This window comes from Kitasatospora sp. NPDC001660, assembly GCF_053596725.1.
Genome location: NZ_JBSFGU010000016.1, coordinates 121,328 through 134,830, shown reverse-complemented (window position 1 = coordinate 134,830; position 13,503 = coordinate 121,328). Strand labels below are relative to the sequence as shown.

At 71.1% G+C, this 13,503-nt stretch carries 18 protein-coding genes; 6 read left to right on the top strand and 12 right to left on the bottom strand.

What is annotated here, in order from left to right:
- Positions 1–20: 20 nt before the first annotated feature.
- Genes ACWCXH_RS19665 through ACWCXH_RS19650 form a run of 4 tightly spaced genes read right to left on the bottom strand, consistent with a single transcriptional unit; the run spans position 21 to position 1,036 of the window.
- Positions 21–311 carry a hypothetical protein gene (locus tag ACWCXH_RS19665; RefSeq protein ID WP_449802698.1) on the bottom strand — a complete coding sequence of 97 codons (291 nt, stop codon included), beginning with the start codon at positions 309–311 and terminating at the stop codon, positions 21–23.
- Entirely contained in the window at positions 304–432 is a 129-nt protein-coding gene (locus ACWCXH_RS19660) for a hypothetical protein (protein WP_449802697.1), read from the bottom strand. The genes ACWCXH_RS19665 and ACWCXH_RS19660 overlap by 8 nt, the downstream gene beginning before the upstream one ends.
- Entirely contained in the window at positions 420–680 is a 261-nt protein-coding gene (locus ACWCXH_RS19655) for a hypothetical protein (protein ID WP_449802696.1), read from the bottom strand. Before ACWCXH_RS19655 ends, ACWCXH_RS19660 begins: the two co-directional genes overlap by 13 nt.
- Entirely contained in the window at positions 677–1,036 is a 360-nt protein-coding gene (locus tag ACWCXH_RS19650) for an ATP-binding protein (protein ID WP_449802695.1), read from the bottom strand. The genes ACWCXH_RS19655 and ACWCXH_RS19650 overlap by 4 nt, the downstream gene beginning before the upstream one ends.
- Before the next feature lie 240 nt (positions 1,037–1,276).
- Between ACWCXH_RS19650 and ACWCXH_RS19645 the strand changes: the two genes are divergently transcribed.
- Positions 1,277–2,161: a helix-turn-helix domain-containing protein gene (locus ACWCXH_RS19645; RefSeq protein ID WP_449802694.1), complete on the top strand. Its 885-nt coding sequence runs from the start codon at positions 1,277–1,279 to the stop codon at positions 2,159–2,161.
- A gap of 12 nt (positions 2,162–2,173) precedes the next feature.
- Entirely contained in the window at positions 2,174–2,374 is a 201-nt protein-coding gene (locus ACWCXH_RS19640; protein ID WP_449802693.1) for a DUF397 domain-containing protein, read from the top strand.
- 75 nt (positions 2,375–2,449) lie between these two features.
- Here ACWCXH_RS19640 and ACWCXH_RS19635 read toward each other — a convergent pair whose 3' ends face one another.
- The 4 genes from ACWCXH_RS19635 to ACWCXH_RS19620 form a co-directional block, all read right to left on the bottom strand.
- Positions 2,450–3,253, bottom strand: a complete 804-nt coding sequence (locus ACWCXH_RS19635; RefSeq protein ID WP_449802692.1) for an alpha/beta fold hydrolase — start codon at positions 3,251–3,253, stop codon at positions 2,450–2,452.
- A gap of 53 nt (positions 3,254–3,306) precedes the next feature.
- The gene (locus ACWCXH_RS19630; protein WP_449802691.1) at positions 3,307–3,978 is read right to left on the bottom strand and encodes a DUF4097 family beta strand repeat-containing protein; all 672 of its coding nucleotides are present in this window, start codon (positions 3,976–3,978) and stop codon (positions 3,307–3,309) included.
- Positions 3,979–4,228: 250 nt separating this feature from the next.
- Positions 4,229–5,107: a S41 family peptidase gene (locus ACWCXH_RS19625; RefSeq protein ID WP_449802690.1), complete on the bottom strand. Its 879-nt coding sequence runs from the start codon at positions 5,105–5,107 to the stop codon at positions 4,229–4,231.
- Positions 5,108–5,150: 43 nt separating this feature from the next.
- Complete coding sequence (locus tag ACWCXH_RS19620; protein ID WP_449802689.1) at positions 5,151–5,936, bottom strand: thioesterase family protein; 786 nt, start codon at positions 5,934–5,936, stop codon at positions 5,151–5,153.
- Positions 5,937–6,039: 103 nt separating this feature from the next.
- On the opposite strand from ACWCXH_RS19620, the gene ACWCXH_RS19615 reads away from it, so the two are divergent.
- Positions 6,040–6,405, top strand: coding sequence for a hypothetical protein (locus ACWCXH_RS19615; protein WP_449802688.1), 366 nt, complete (start codon positions 6,040–6,042; stop codon positions 6,403–6,405).
- A gap of 187 nt (positions 6,406–6,592) precedes the next feature.
- A complete protein-coding gene (locus ACWCXH_RS19610) occupies positions 6,593–7,309 on the top strand; it encodes a hypothetical protein (RefSeq protein WP_449802687.1) in 717 nt (238 codons plus the stop codon).
- A 10-nt stretch (positions 7,310–7,319) separates the two neighbouring features.
- On the opposite strand, the gene ACWCXH_RS19605 is transcribed toward ACWCXH_RS19610, so the two are convergent.
- The 4 genes from ACWCXH_RS19605 to ACWCXH_RS19590 all read right to left on the bottom strand — a co-directional run bounded on the left by ACWCXH_RS19605 (position 7,320) and on the right by ACWCXH_RS19590 (position 10,718).
- The gene (locus ACWCXH_RS19605; RefSeq protein WP_449802686.1) at positions 7,320–7,925 is read right to left on the bottom strand and encodes a TetR/AcrR family transcriptional regulator; all 606 of its coding nucleotides are present in this window, start codon (positions 7,923–7,925) and stop codon (positions 7,320–7,322) included.
- 128 nt (positions 7,926–8,053) lie between these two features.
- Positions 8,054–8,830, bottom strand: coding sequence for an FAD:protein FMN transferase (locus ACWCXH_RS19600; protein WP_449802685.1), 777 nt, complete (start codon positions 8,828–8,830; stop codon positions 8,054–8,056).
- 73 nt (positions 8,831–8,903) lie between these two features.
- A complete protein-coding gene (locus tag ACWCXH_RS19595; protein ID WP_449802684.1) occupies positions 8,904–9,341 on the bottom strand; it encodes an FMN-binding protein in 438 nt (145 codons plus the stop codon).
- 36 nt (positions 9,342–9,377) lie between these two features.
- Entirely contained in the window at positions 9,378–10,718 is a 1,341-nt protein-coding gene (locus ACWCXH_RS19590) for a ferredoxin reductase family protein (protein WP_449802683.1), read from the bottom strand.
- A 493-nt stretch (positions 10,719–11,211) separates the two neighbouring features.
- Between ACWCXH_RS19590 and ACWCXH_RS19585 the strand changes: the two genes are divergently transcribed.
- Together ACWCXH_RS19585 and ACWCXH_RS19580 are read left to right on the top strand one after the other, a co-directional pair.
- Positions 11,212–11,688, top strand: a complete 477-nt coding sequence (locus tag ACWCXH_RS19585) for a DUF6542 domain-containing protein (protein ID WP_449802682.1) — start codon at positions 11,212–11,214, stop codon at positions 11,686–11,688.
- Entirely contained in the window at positions 11,681–13,360 is a 1,680-nt protein-coding gene (locus tag ACWCXH_RS19580) for an LCP family protein (RefSeq protein ID WP_449802681.1), read from the top strand. The genes ACWCXH_RS19585 and ACWCXH_RS19580 overlap by 8 nt, the downstream gene beginning before the upstream one ends.
- Positions 13,361–13,503 lie beyond the last annotated feature (143 nt).

Sequence of the window (13,503 nt, the reverse complement as noted above, 5' to 3'; positions counted from 1 at the left end):
ACGTTGGACCGAAAAGTGTTCTAGGTGGCGCACCCAGGGCGGGGGTTGAGGCGGGCCCGGTCCCAGGTGGGGTTGCGGCCGGCGGCCTCGCGGTAGGCGATGCGCTGGACGGCGAGGAGGAGCCGGTAGAGGTTGAGGGCGACCTCGGAGTGGTCGGCCGCGAAGCCGAGCCGGTAGATGAACGCTTCGAGTTCGGGCCAGTCGAAGTCGTCGGGCGGGGCGGAGGTGACGAGGCCGGGGCTGATGGCGTTGAAGGCGGTGGCGACGGCGTAGTTGGTCGCGGCGAGGGCGTTGGGGAGGGAGTCAGGCATCTTCGCGGGTCTCTTCTTCGTCGGGCTTTGCAACGTTGAGAGCGGTGATGACACCGAGGGCGACGGTGGCGATCGCGAGGGCGAGGAGGGCGGCGAAGGCGGCGCCGATCAGGAAGCGCACGGCGGCTCGTCGCACTCTCGCTCGGCGTCGAGGAGGAGGGAGAGGAGGTTGAGGAGAGTGGTGACGGGCGCGGTGTTGAAGCGGACGAGCACGCGGCCGTCGAGGGTCGTGTCGGTGTCGGCCGAGGGCCAGACGAGGCCGAACTTCCGTCCGCGCTCGTGGACTTCGGCGATGAGTGAGCGGATCTGGGACTCGGTGTAGTGCCGGACGCGGGGGTCCGTCGGCTTCATCGGGTGGCGGCTGTTCACGCGGCATCCATCTCGAACCAGACGGCCTTGCCCTGCTTGCGCGGGTCGGTGCCGAAGCGGTGGGTGAGGGAGCGGACGAGGTGGAGCCCTCGCCCGGATTCGGAGAAGTCGGCGGGCGGGCGCGGGTCGGGGAGCGCGGGGCTGTCGTCGCAGACGGAGACGCGGAGGCGGGTGGGGATGAGGGAGAGGACGACGAGGGGCGCGGGGTTTCCCGCGTGCATCCAGGCGTTGACGATCAGTTCGTGCAACGCGAGCTCGGCGTCGGAGATGGTGGGGGGCGGCCAGCCGGAGGAGGCGAGGAGATCGCGGAGTTCGAGCCTGGCGGAGGTCCAGTCGGGAGGGTTGAGGGCACGCATGGGAGACCCCAGGAGAGGAGGAGGGGTGATCGGCGGAGAGTCACCGTGAGCCAGGCCGGAAAAGAGGTTGCTCTGCGGTGCGGAAGCAGGCATTACTGACGCTCCGTCATGCGATCGGTGCAACACTGAGAGTAGGGCCGAAGGTCTTACGCGTGCAACCCAATCGCGAAGATGGCCCTCACGGCTTGGATAGGCTCACCCGTGTGGGTGGAGACTGGCCCGACACGGAAGGAATCCCCCTTGGCACTCAGGACCCAAATCAGCGAACGTCAGCGGCGGTTCGGCGCCGAGCTGAGGCGACTGCGCGAGACGGCCGGACTCGCGGTCAAGGATGCCGGCGCCCTCATCGGCATCGTCGGCCCGCAGCTGAGCCACATCGAGGCTGCACGCACATCACTCGACCCGGAACGGCTGGCGATCCTGCTCGACGGCTACGGGTGCACGGATAAGACCTACGCCACGCTGCTGCATGACCTCGGCACCAGTGACGGCAAGGGCTGGTGGACCAAGTTCAAGGGCAAGGTTCCGGATCTGTCGCTCGATCTGGCAGAGCTCGAAGACCGCTCGGTCTACCTCGACAACTACGAAACGCTCTATATCCCCGGGCTACTTCAGCTTCCCGCGTACGCAGAGGCGATCTACAAGGATTCATATCGCAACGGTCTGTGGGACCTGGCAACGGCAGTCCAGTTCCGCACGGATCGCCAGCGCATCCTGGACGAGGGTCAACGGAAGTTCCGGTTCGTTATCCACGAGGCTGCACTGCGGATGTTGTTTCCCGGCGAGTCGGTCATGAGGGCCCAGTTGATCCATCTGCTCGACATGGCCGAACGTCCCAACGTAGATATCCAGATCCTCCCATTCGCAGCGACCAGGAAGCCGTCTCAGGCAGGCGGCTTCGTCCTGTGCAATCCCGGGTGTACAGACCTCTCGACGATCGTCTTGGACCTCCCTGGGAGTGCGAAGCACGACGGCTCCCCTGAGAGCATTGCGGCATACAACTGGAAGTTCCAGCAGTTGAGTGAGATCGCCTTGCCTGCCATCGACGCTGCGACGTCATACCGGCAGGACTCTCAGAACTCGTGGGGACTTCTCCAATACCTCCTGTACCCGCTACGCGCATGAGAGGCGCCAACCATGTCTGAACTCTCTTGGCAGAAGTCCTCGTTCAGCGGCGGAGATGCCGGCAACGCGTGCCTAGAGCTGGCAAGCGGCGCCGACGTTGTCTGCCATCTTCGCGAGTCCGACGCCCCCGAGGTCGTCATCACCACATCCACTGCCAAGCTCCGAACCCTCATCCTCGGAGCCAAGGCCGGCGAGTTCGACCATCTGACCTGAGACCGGCCCTACCCCCCGGGGCATCGCCACCGGGGGGTATCTGCCGAACATCGTCGTCGTAGAACTCCGTCCGTGTCATGCGGTCATGTGGGCGGTGGCGAGCTCCCGCACCGTGTCGGCGACGGCCCGGAAGTCCTTGCGCAGGATCTTGGAGTGGTTGCTCGCAACCTTGGCGCTGACCTTGATGTTCTCGTTGCGGGCGAGCACCGGTTCGAGGTTGGCGCGGAACTGCTCGATGTCCTTCTCCTTGGCGCCGAGGTTGCCGCCGGAGGCGACCACGTAGCGGGTCGGTGCGGTCAGGCGGTCGAGGACCGGGTCGAGGGCGGCGGGCGCGCAGAGTTCGATGGCCTGGAAGTTGATGTCGGCGTGCTGGGCGGCGTCCATTCGGGCGGCCATCCCGAGCGGGCGGCAGATCGGGAACAGCGGGCTGAGCCGGCGGAACAGCTTGCGGATCTTCTCCCGCATGGCGTCGTCGAGCCAATCGCTCGGGCTCGGCATGGCACCGTCCACCGACACCACACCCGCGACGCGCTCGGGGTTGCGGGCGGCCCAGTTCACCGCGATCAGCGCACCGTAGGACCAGCCCACCAGGATCGGCCGCTCCACGCCCCGCGCCTTCAGGACGGCGTCGACGTCGCGCAGGCACGCCTCGAACGAGTAGTCCGTCGACTGCTTCGACTTGCCGCGGGCGCGCTCGTCGAAGGTGATGTGCCGGTAGCCCGGGCCGAGTTCGGCGATGACGCGCCGCCAGTGCGACTGGTCCGCGTAGGAGCCGTTCAGGTAGACCACCGGGGTGCCGGACCCGCCGGTGTCGGTGACGGCCAGGGCGGTGTCCTCGACCTGCACCATGCCGGTCCAGGCGGAGTGGTTGCTGCTCATGGCGTGCCTCGCTTCGGGGAGTTCGGACGTGGTCTTGTGGGAGCGGGTGCGGTTCAGATGCTGCGCGCGGTGATGTCGCCGTAGGCGGTGGTCGCCTGGATGTGCAGGCCGGCGGCGGCGCCGTCGGTGTTCCGGAGCGCGTTGTGGATCCGGCCGTAGGAGGTGCCGGCATCGAGCGAGGCGGACACTCCGCGGGCGGCACCGACCGCGATCTCGCCGGACTGGGTCTTCAGCACGACCGCGCCGCACACGGCCTCGGCGATGCGGATGTCGCCCTTCTGGGTGGTGACCGTGGCCGGGCCGGTGAGACGGCCGACGGTGACGTCGCCGGCCTGGACGGTGAGGCGGGCCTCGGCGGCCTCGTCGAGCTTGACCGTGGCCCGGGCGCCCTCGAAGACGACGTCGCCGAGCCGTCCCACACCGCGCAGTTCGGCGTCGGCCGCCTTCGCCTCGACGCGGGAACCGGAAGGCAGCTGGACGGTCACCTCGACGGAGCCGGAGTTGCCGAGGACCCGGTTCTTCGCCTCCGGGGCCTCGATCCGCAGGACGCCGTCGGCGAAGGCGACCTCGACCCGCTCGGCCGCCTTCACGTCACGGCTCTTCGAGGCGTCGGCGGGCAGGATCGCGACGGTCGTGTCGGCGCGGTCGGCGGCGATGAACCGGATCCGGCCCGCCGGAACGTCGAGGACGGCGGCGACCGGGGCGGGGGTGTCGAACTTCTGCATCGTGCTCTCCCTGTCTCTGCGGCAGGCACTTTGTCGGCCCGCCGTTTCTTATGACGGAAAAGCTACGTTGCTTTCCAATACCAGACAACACACTTGTTGCGAGAAATCAGCATCATCGCAGGTGAGAGCCACTAAATCGTTGCAGAGACCCTGAAGAGTAATGCAACGATGGGCCCCGTTCGTTGCAATGTATTGAACGTGAACGCTATGCCCCGACTGTCGGCGGCGAGCCGACAGCCGGGGACGGAACTCAGCGCAGGAGGTTCAGCGCCCGCTCCAGGGCGTCCTCGGACGCGACCGCCACATCCGGCACGACGCCGACGCCCTCCCAGTTCGTGCCCGTCACCGGGTTGATCGCGCGGGCCGCCGGCACGGTCACCGTCACGTGCGGGGCCACCGGGATGCGGGCCGTCGGGTGGGCACCGCCGCGGGTCGCCTCTCCGACCAGGGTGGCGCGCTTCAACGCCTTCAGGTTGTAGGCCAGTTCCTCGCCGCCAGAGAACGTGAAGTCGCTGGTCAGCACGGCGACAGGGCGGTCCAGGTAGCGCGGCGCGGCGAGGTCGCCGAGCGTCCAGAACTGGCGCGTGACGCCCGTCGCCCGGTCGTAGATGTCGTTGAGGTGCACCTCGTCGTCGGCGAAGAAGTAGCTGCACCACAGCTGCACACCCTCCGGCGCGCCACCGCTGCACTTCCGGAGGTCGATCACCAACGCCTCGGTCGGCGCCAGCAGTTGCATCGCGGCAGCGATCGCGGGACCGCCCAGCCCGGCAGGCGGGATCATGCGCAGGTCGAGGTACCCGATGTTGCCGTCGAGCTGCTCCACCCGCCGGACGCCGTAGTTCGCCTCCCGCGCGTACCGGGCGAACCGCTCGCGGGCGACGTCCTCCGGCTCCTCGTCCATCGACTGCGGCTCCTCGCTCCACAACAGCCGCAGGTGCTTGTCCGGACACACCTCCTGGAGGTCCTCCGTGACCCGCTCGCACAACTGCCGCTCGTCCAGCCCTTCGTACGCGCCTTCGGCGAGCCGGCCGCGGATCGCCGCCTCGATCGCGTCCGTCTTCTCGGGGAACACGTAGCCGGCGGCGATCCGGGCGAGGGCGGCGTCGAGTATCGCTTCATGAGTGATCATTCGCGCGATGGTAGGTCGACGGCCGCCGAACACCCAGCGGTTTTCACGCCCCCAGCGGCCGCACGGTGAGCGCCTGCTGCGCGGAGCCCACCGGACCGTGGACGTCGTGCAGGACGGTGCCGGTGAGGCCGTGACCCGCCGGGCCGAAGCTGACGGTCGTGTCCATCCCCGTCCAGCGGCCCTCGGGCTGCCGGTGCAGGTGGATGGTCAGGTCCACGTTCGGGAACATCCACTCCGTGGGCTCCTGGCGCGCGGCGATCCCGTTCGCCGTGTCGATCAGCGCCACGAAGGACGCGAGCGGGCTGATCTCCTCCCCGGCCACCAACTCGACCCCGCTGCTGATCCAGGCCTGGGACCGGCCCTGCGCCAACTCCCGGCGCCGGACGTCGATCGAGGCGATGTACCCCCCGTCCCACAGCTCGCTCATCGCCCACGGCTCGAACTCCTCCGGCGCGGCCAGCCGCTCCACCGGGCTGCCGGCCACGAGCGCCGTGTCGAGGGAAGCCAGGTACCACGCCCGGGCCCGGATCACCGCCCGGCCACCGATGACCAGCACTGCCTCCACCAGCTCGACCGTCCGCCCCGGCCGGACCGTCTCCACCGTGATCTCGCACTCGTCGACGGCGATCCGGCCCAGGATGTCGAAGCTGATCCGGGCCATCGCCAGCCCGCTGTCCGCTCCCGCTTCCGCGCGGTGCCGCTCCATCGCATGGACGACGAGGCCGCCCACCGGGCTGAAGTGCAGTTCGTCTTCGTTCCAGGCGCCGCCCGCATGAACCGTGGGCTTGAAGCAACGCTCGCCGGTGCGCTCGAAATAGCTGTCGGTCACGCTCGCGATCGTAGGGGCCCGAACATCCGACCGTAACGGTGACGATCCCCACACCCCCGCGCCTCGGCGTGCGCCGATCCCGGCCGACCCGGCCGTCCGCGAGGTGTCCTGGCTGTTCCTGCACCGCCCCGCCGCCGTCCACGTCGGCGGCAAGCCCGCGGACGCGCCGCGCTACCGGGTCGTCCCGTCCGTCCCCGAAGGGCAGTTCGGCGCGAAGATCCGCGCGGGCGTCATCGCCGACGTCACGGAGGCGGTCCTGGACGCCGAGGACGGCGCCTGGCCGCGCGACCCCGGCCGCGTCTGGGTGTTCCCCACCGAGATCCCGGAGGGCCACTGGGGCGCCTCCGGGCAGGTCAGACCGCTCGCGGCGATCCTCGCCCGGGTCACCGGGGACGACCCCGAGCAGGCCCGCGCTCTCGCCGCGCAGCGGCTCGCCGCCAGCCGGGCCGAGCACGCCACGCTGCCGTAACCTGCCTACGGGAGCGGGGTGTTCACCACCCCGCTCGCCAGGTCGCGCGTTGCGCCAACCGCATCCCCAACCTGTCACGGCGAGGTCAAAAGGCCGTCAAAGCCGTGGTGTTCGCGACCCGGCGTGCGCTATCAACGTTCACCGAGAGGGCCGCCGTCCGACGGTCCGCAGCCACGGGGGACGTCACATGAACACCTTCGCCACCAGAACGAGCGTGCGCGCACTGGCCGGACTGGCCGTGGTCGGCGTGCTGACGCTGACCGCCTGCAACGACAACTCCTCGTCCGACACGGCGAAGACCGCCGCGCCGGCCGCACCGACCACCGCGACCCCGGCCGGCACCCCGGCCGCGCCGTCCGCCACCCCGAGCGCCGACGCACCCACCAGCTCGGCCGCCGCGCCCGCCACCTCCGCCCCGGCGGCCGGGGGCGGTGCCGGTGCCGGTACGGGCAAGGACGCCGCGCCCGGAACCACCGCCAAGATCGGCGACACCGTCCAGGTCCCGTTCAGCTCCGGCAGCACCAAGGGCGACATCACCCTGACCATCACCTCGATCGAGCAGGGCACCCAGGCCGACCTGGACAGCCTCAAGCTCGGCGACAAGGCCAAGGGCATGGTGCCGTACTACATCCACTACACGTTCACCAACGTCGGCGCCACCGACCTGTCGTACTCCAGCCTGACCAGCATCAGAGGGCTCCTGGCGGACGGCTCCGGCGCACAGGACGTGGCGCTCTTCGGCTCCTTCCCGAAGTGCACGGCCAGGTCGCTGCCCAGCGGCTTCACCAACGGCCAGTCCGCCACCGGCTGCCAGGTGTCGCTCGCCCCGGCGGCCTCCAAGGTCGCGGGCGCCGAGTACTGGGCCGACCCGTACACCCTGGGCAAGGGCGTCGACTGGAAGTGACGCTCCCGGTCTACGGGGTGCCCGCGGGCACCCCGTAGACCTTCAGGAACGCGTCCACCCCGAGCGCCGCGATCCGCTCGACCTCCGCCTCCGGCACCGGCAGCGCGCCCCAGAAGGAGCGGTCGGCCACGCCGTGGAACGTCAGCAGCGTGAACTGCTCGGCGGCCAGCGCCGGATCGTCGATCGCCAGCAGCCCCCGATCCGCCAGGACCGTGAACTTCCCGGCGATGTCGCGCAGCGAGGCGATGGGGCCGGCCTCCAGCCAGGCCTCCAGGACGTCCGCGGGGATGTTGGCCACCTCCGCGCGGATGGCCCGGCCGAGCGCGCCGTGGTCACCGGCGGACAGGACGGCGTGCGCGCGGTCGACGGCGAAGTCGGTGAGGTCCTGGCGCAGGTCGACGATCTTGCCGAGGTGGCGGTCGACCAACTCGCGGATCCTGCCCGTCAGTTCGCCGGAGCTCTCCAGCGCGACCGACAGGAAGAGCGTCTCCTTGTCGGCGAAGTGGTTGTACACCGTGCGCTTCGAGACGCCCGCCTCCGCGGCGATCGCGTCCATGCTCGCGCGGACGTACCCCTCACGCCCGAACACCGCCGTCGCGGCCCGCGTGATGGCCACCCGCTTCTCCGGCCGACCCGATCCGCCCGTCACCGCCACGGCCACTCCATTTCCCGAGCTCTGAAACTAGCCGGTGCAGTGTACAACGGCCGGGGGCGGCCGGGGTGGCGGTGGGCCGGGGGGGGGTGTCAGCCGAGTGCACGGGCCGCCTCCACGTACGTCGGAAAGCCCGGCGTCCACCGTGTGCCACCGTCCGGCAGGACTGCGAGCGCCTCGACGCCCGGCCGCGCGGACACCCAGGCGAGACCGCGGTCCGGGCCCATCGCGAAAGCCGCCGTCGTCCACGCGTCCACGCTCGCCAGCCCCTCACCGACCAGCGTCAGCGAGGCGAGCCCCTCCGCCGGGCGGCCCCGGTACGGGTCGACGACGTGGGCGCCGCGCTCGGCGACGCCCGAGGTCGCCACCGCGACGTCGCTCCCGGCGACCACCGCGACCACCTCCCCCGGCCGCAGCGGGTGCGCGATGCCGACCCGCCAGGGCCCGCCCGCCGTCTGCACGTCGCCGCCGCCGCTCACGCAGTGCCGTTCGAAGCCGGCCTCCCGCAGCTCCCGCGAGGCCTCCTCGACCGCCCAGCCCTTGACCCACCCGCTCGGGTCGAGCACCCCGCCGGGCCGCATGGTGAAGAAGCCGTCCGTCTGCGCCGCCACCTCGCGGCAACGCGCCAGCACCTGCGCCACCTCGGGGTCGCACCCGCCGAGGCCGATCTCCCCGCGCCCGAACCGGCTGATGTCGCTGTCCTCCCGGTAGGGGGAGAACACCTCGTCGATCCGGTGCAGCCGCAGGACGATCCGGGCCAGCACGTCGTCCAGCCTCCGCCCGCCGCCGTGCACGGCGAACGAGAACACCGTCCCCATCACGTGCTCGGCGTGCCGGCGGACCTTGTCCGGCACGGCCGCGGTGCTCATGCGCCCAGCTCGCTGCGCCCGGCAGGGGCATTCGCCCACGCGCACCTCTCGATGATTCGCTCCCTACGCCCGCTCATGCGCCCGCCTTGTCGAGGGCGCTCTGCAGCGAGCGGGTGTAGCCGTCGCTGGTGTAGGTGGCACCGGAGACCACGTCGATCTGGGCGTTCTGGGCCGACATCGCCTCCTGGTTGAGCACCGGCAGCGCGTAGCTGTTGATCGACCGGTCCCGCCCGCTGTCGGTCGGGTACCTGACGACGTCGATCCTGGTGATCTTCTTGCCCGCGAGCGTCACCTTGACCTGGACCGGCCCGTACCGGGTGTCGATCGAGTCCCCGGTGATCGCGTGGGAGGCCGACGCGTCCGTGGCCCGCGTGGTCGACGGGGCGTCGGTGGAGGAGGCCCCCGAACTGATCGGGGCGGCGGCGCTCGCGGCGCCCTGGTGCGGCTTGAGCGACAGCAGCAGGATCACGCCCGCGGCGGTGGCGCTGCCGGCGACGACGGCTCTGCGCACGGTGACTACTCTCCTTGCTCGTCGGATGAAGGACGGTCAGAAGCCGAAGGCCTCGTGGTGGATCCGGCGCACCCCGGCCCCGCGCAGCGCCTCGACGGCGTCCGCCGAGAAGTCCTCGGGGCCGCAGAGGAACACCTCGTGCCGGGCGAGGTCCGGGACGAGGCGCCGCAGCACCCTCCCGAGGTCGCCGACCTCGGCCCGGGAGCCCACCACCGCGTGCACGGCGGCCCCGCGGCGGGCGGCTATCTCGGCCAGCTCCTTCTGGAACAGCAGGTCCTCGGGCCGGCGTGCCCGCTGGACCAGCGTCACCTGCCCCGGCAGCGTCTCGAACAGCGCCCGCAGCGGTGTGATGCCGACCCCGGCCGCCAGCAGCAGCACCTTGCGCCGCCGCTGCCGCCGCCCGGTGAACGCCCCGTACGGGCCCTCGGCCCGCACCGGGGTGCCGGGCCGCAACCGGGCCACGGCGGCGCTGTGGTCGCCGAGGTCCTTGACGGTGAAGCGCAGGAACGGCGGTCGCACCGGCGCGGACAGCGAGTACGGGTTGGCCGCCCAGCGCAGGCTCGGCGCCTTGAACTCCAGCCGGAAGAACTGCCCGGGCTCGGCCCGCAGCCGCTCGACCTGCTCGCCGACCAGGAACACCGAGACCACGCCGGGGCCCTCCTGCCGCACCTCGGCGACCCGCAGCCGGTGCCGCCGGTCGCGCAGGTAGGGCAGGGCCAGCCGGTACCAGCCGAGCAGTGCGAGGGTGCCCAGGTAGAGCGCGTACCAGGCGAGCCGGGCGGGGCCTTCGCCGAGGTCGGCGCCGGTGGTGAGCTGGTGGGCGAAGGCGAGCGCGACGGCGAGGTAGGTGGCCAGGTGCAGGTAGTACCAGGCGTCGTAGCCGAGGCGCCGGCGGGCGATCCGGGCGGAGACCGCGCCGGTACCGAGCAGCAGGAGCGTCCCGGCGGTGGCCTTGAGCATGTCGGGATAGTGGAAGACGATCTGCACGCCCTCCCCCACCACCCCGCGCCCGTCGGTGAGCGCGTAGCCCCAGATGATCGTGAGCAGGTGCACGGTGACCAGGCCGACCAGGTACCGGCCGCCGAAGGCGTGCCAGCGGGCCAGCCGGTCGGCCCCGACCTCCCGTTCCAGCAGCGGGATCCGGGCCATGAGGAGCAGCAGGACGGGTGCGGCGTACCCGGCGAGCAGGCCGGTGATCCGCCCGGCCCCGGTCAGCCAGGCCGCCGCGCCGGACACGAAGGCGGTGTCCCGCCACCACAGGGCCAGCACGCCGAACGCGCCGAGGGCGACGGCGGCGAGCACCGCGCCGGGGACCAGGCCGTCCGGGACGCCGGGCCGGGCCGTTGCGGGCGGCGCGGATGTGACCGTGGTCGCCATTGCGCGCCCTCCTCTCGCCTCCGGGTGCCGTCGAGGAGCGCCATTGTGCTGTCCGGATTTCAACAAGTCCTGAGCCCGCCGCCCGAGGCGCCCGCGAACGGCCCCGAACGGCCCCGAAGAACCGGCATCATCGCAGGTCAGAGGCATTTTTCCGGGAACCGCTTTTCTCACCGCCTTCTCATCCGCGACAATCGGCCGCACGCCCGCCGCGCACCCACCACGCACCCGCCGCGCCCCATGAGGAAGCCGCCGGGAAGCCGCCGGGAAGCCACAGTCCGAAACCTGCGCCGAACAGGGGTGCTATATGCTGCGCTCGATCTCTACACCCGTGTAGAGGAAACCTGTATGCGAGCCTGCCCCCGACCGACAGCGGGAACCGGCCGGCCGAACCCGACGTCCAGATCATCGACAGCGACCACGACGCCGTCCCGCCGAGGAACGGCTGAGGCCGCCGCCATGACGCACGGGCGCGGAAGACACCGGGGGTGAGTGCGTGGCTGGAAAGCGAGGACGGACGTCCTCCACCCAGGAAGCGGAGCGGCCGCCCGGGCGGGCCGCGGCACCCGCGCGGAGCGCCGAACCGGCGCGGACCCGCCCCGGCGGCGCTCTCCTGCCCGCGGCGCTGGCCGTCGTACTGCCCGCGCTGGGCGCGGGCGTCGACGAGCTCTCCGGCCCCGGCATGGGCTTCGCGTTCGCGGCCGGCGCCGTCCTCGGGACGGGCCTGGCGGCAGCGCTCAGCAGCCGCAGCGGCTGGTGGTGGGTGCTGTGTGCCTCTCCCCTGCTCGTCCTCGGCGTGACGGCCGCCGCCGAACTGGCGGCCAACGGCGACGCGTACAAGGGCAAGGCCCTGGCGACCGGCTCCGCGAAGTGGGTCGTCCACGGCTTTCCCGTGATGGCCGCAGCCGCAGGGGCTGCCGTGCTGGTGATCGTGGTCCGGGTGGTCCTGGACAGGAGGAAACACCATGGCTGAGAACGCAGGCGGCGGCGAGAACCGGGACGGCGGCCGCGCCGCCGCCCGACGTGCCGCGCAGGCCCCGGAGACCCCGGTCACGCGGCGTTCCCCACTGCTCATCGCCGGCCGCACGGTGGCCGTCTCGATGGCGCTCGCGGTGTTCGTCTCCAGCGGGGTGGTCTGGTACGAGTACACGTCCCTCACCGACGGCATGACCACGACCAACGTCATCGCCGAGACGAAGAAGGACGCGCCCAAGCACCTGGACAACTCGGTCAACCTGCTGCTGATCGGCCTCGACAGCCGCAAGAACATGGACGGCTCGGACCTGCCCCCGGAGTTCGTCCAGGACGAACTCCACGCCGGCCACAGCTCCGACATCGGCGGCTACAACACCAACTCGCTGATCCTGCTGCACATACCGGCGGGCGGCGGCAAGGTGCAGGCGGTCTCCATCCCGCGCGACGACTACGTCATGACCTACAACGGCGACGGCTCGCAGCAGGGCATGCACAAGATCAAGGAGGCCTACGGGATCGCCAAGGAGAAGGTGAACCCGAGCCTGGCCGCCAAGGGCCTCAAGGGCGCGGACCTGGAGAAGGCCGGCCGCGACGCGGGCCGCGCGGCCACCATCCGCACCGTCCAGAAGTTCCTGGACCAGCCCGTCGACCACGTCGCCGAGGTCAACCTGATGGGCTTCTACGACATCGCGAAGGCCGTCGAGCCGATCGACGTCTGCCTCACCCACGACACCAAGGACCCGGCCGAGGAGGGCCAGGGTTCCGGTGCCGACTTCCACAAGGGCATCAACCACCTCAACGCCTCGCAGGCGCTCGCCTTCGTCCGCCAGCGCCACAACCTGGACGACGGCCACGGCAACAGCGGCGACTTCGCCCGCACCCACCGCCAGCAGGCCTTCATCTCCTCCGTCGTGCACAAGCTCAAGCAGGACGGCATCATCAGCGACATCGGCAAGCTGAAGTCGCTGTTCGGCGTGATCCAGAAGGACCTCGTCATCGACAACGAGTGGAACGTCCTCGACTTCGCCCAGCAGGCCCCCAACCTGGCCGGCGGCAACGTCGAGTTCAACACCCTGACGTTCGACGGCTTCGCCACCAGGAACGGCCAGGACGTCAACCTCGTCACCCCGTCGAAGGTCCAGAAGGTCGTCAAGCAGGTCTTCGGCTACGCCGACTCCTCCGCGCCCGCCCCCGGCGACGCCCCGGGCGACGCGCCCACCACCGAGGCCCCCGCCCCCACGGAGGCGCCCACCACCCCCGCTGCCAAGGCCGCCTCGGCCGCGACGGTGAACGTCTACGACGCCTCCTCCGTCAAGGGCGCCGCCACCTCGGAGTCCAAGGCGCTCGTGGCGATGGGCTTCAAGGAGGGCAAGGTCGACCGCGCGGCCACCAAGCCGAAGGCCACCACCGTGGTCTACGGCAAGGGCGCCAAGGACGCCGCCGACCAGATCGCCGCCCGCTACGGCGTGACCGCCACGGAGTCGGCCGCCTCCTCGGCCGACCACGTCACCGTCACCCTCGGCACGTCCTTCACCGGCCCGGCCGGTGACAAGGCCGCCGCCCCGGGCGCCGGCGCCCCCCAGGCCCCGTCCGACCCGGCCGCCAACCTGCCCATGCAGGGCCCGGGGGTCGACGCGACCTCCGACGGCGGCATCCCCTGCGTCTTCTGACGCACCTCACCCACCGCGCCGAAGGCGGGGCTCCCACCCCGGGAGCCCCGCCTTCGGGCCTTCCGGGGTGGGTCCGGCAGCAGGAACACGCGACGGCGCCCCCTCGGCAGTTCAGCGAGGGGGCGCCGCTACGGCACGGAGAA

Excerpts from the sequence above, each read along its gene's own strand:
- ACWCXH_RS19590 (WP_449802683.1), bottom strand. The coding sequence starts at position 10,718 with ATGGCGACCACGGTCACATCCGCGCCGCCCGCAACGGCCCGGCCCGGC.
- ACWCXH_RS19640 (WP_449802693.1), top strand. The coding sequence starts at position 2,174 with ATGTCTGAACTCTCTTGGCAGAAGTCCTCGTTCAGCGGCGGAGATGCC.
- ACWCXH_RS19630 (WP_449802691.1), bottom strand. The coding sequence starts at position 3,978 with ATGCAGAAGTTCGACACCCCCGCCCCGGTCGCCGCCGTCCTCGACGTT.
- ACWCXH_RS19665 (WP_449802698.1), bottom strand. The coding sequence starts at position 311 with ATGCCTGACTCCCTCCCCAACGCCCTCGCCGCGACCAACTACGCCGTC.
- ACWCXH_RS19610 (WP_449802687.1), top strand. The coding sequence starts at position 6,593 with ATGAACACCTTCGCCACCAGAACGAGCGTGCGCGCACTGGCCGGACTG.
- ACWCXH_RS19635 (WP_449802692.1), bottom strand. The coding sequence starts at position 3,253 with ATGAGCAGCAACCACTCCGCCTGGACCGGCATGGTGCAGGTCGAGGAC.
- ACWCXH_RS19580 (WP_449802681.1), top strand. The coding sequence starts at position 11,681 with ATGGCTGAGAACGCAGGCGGCGGCGAGAACCGGGACGGCGGCCGCGCC.
- ACWCXH_RS19625 (WP_449802690.1), bottom strand. The coding sequence starts at position 5,107 with ATGATCACTCATGAAGCGATACTCGACGCCGCCCTCGCCCGGATCGCC.
- ACWCXH_RS19600 (WP_449802685.1), bottom strand. The coding sequence starts at position 8,830 with ATGAGCACCGCGGCCGTGCCGGACAAGGTCCGCCGGCACGCCGAGCAC.
- ACWCXH_RS19650 (WP_449802695.1), bottom strand. The coding sequence starts at position 1,036 with ATGCGTGCCCTCAACCCTCCCGACTGGACCTCCGCCAGGCTCGAACTC.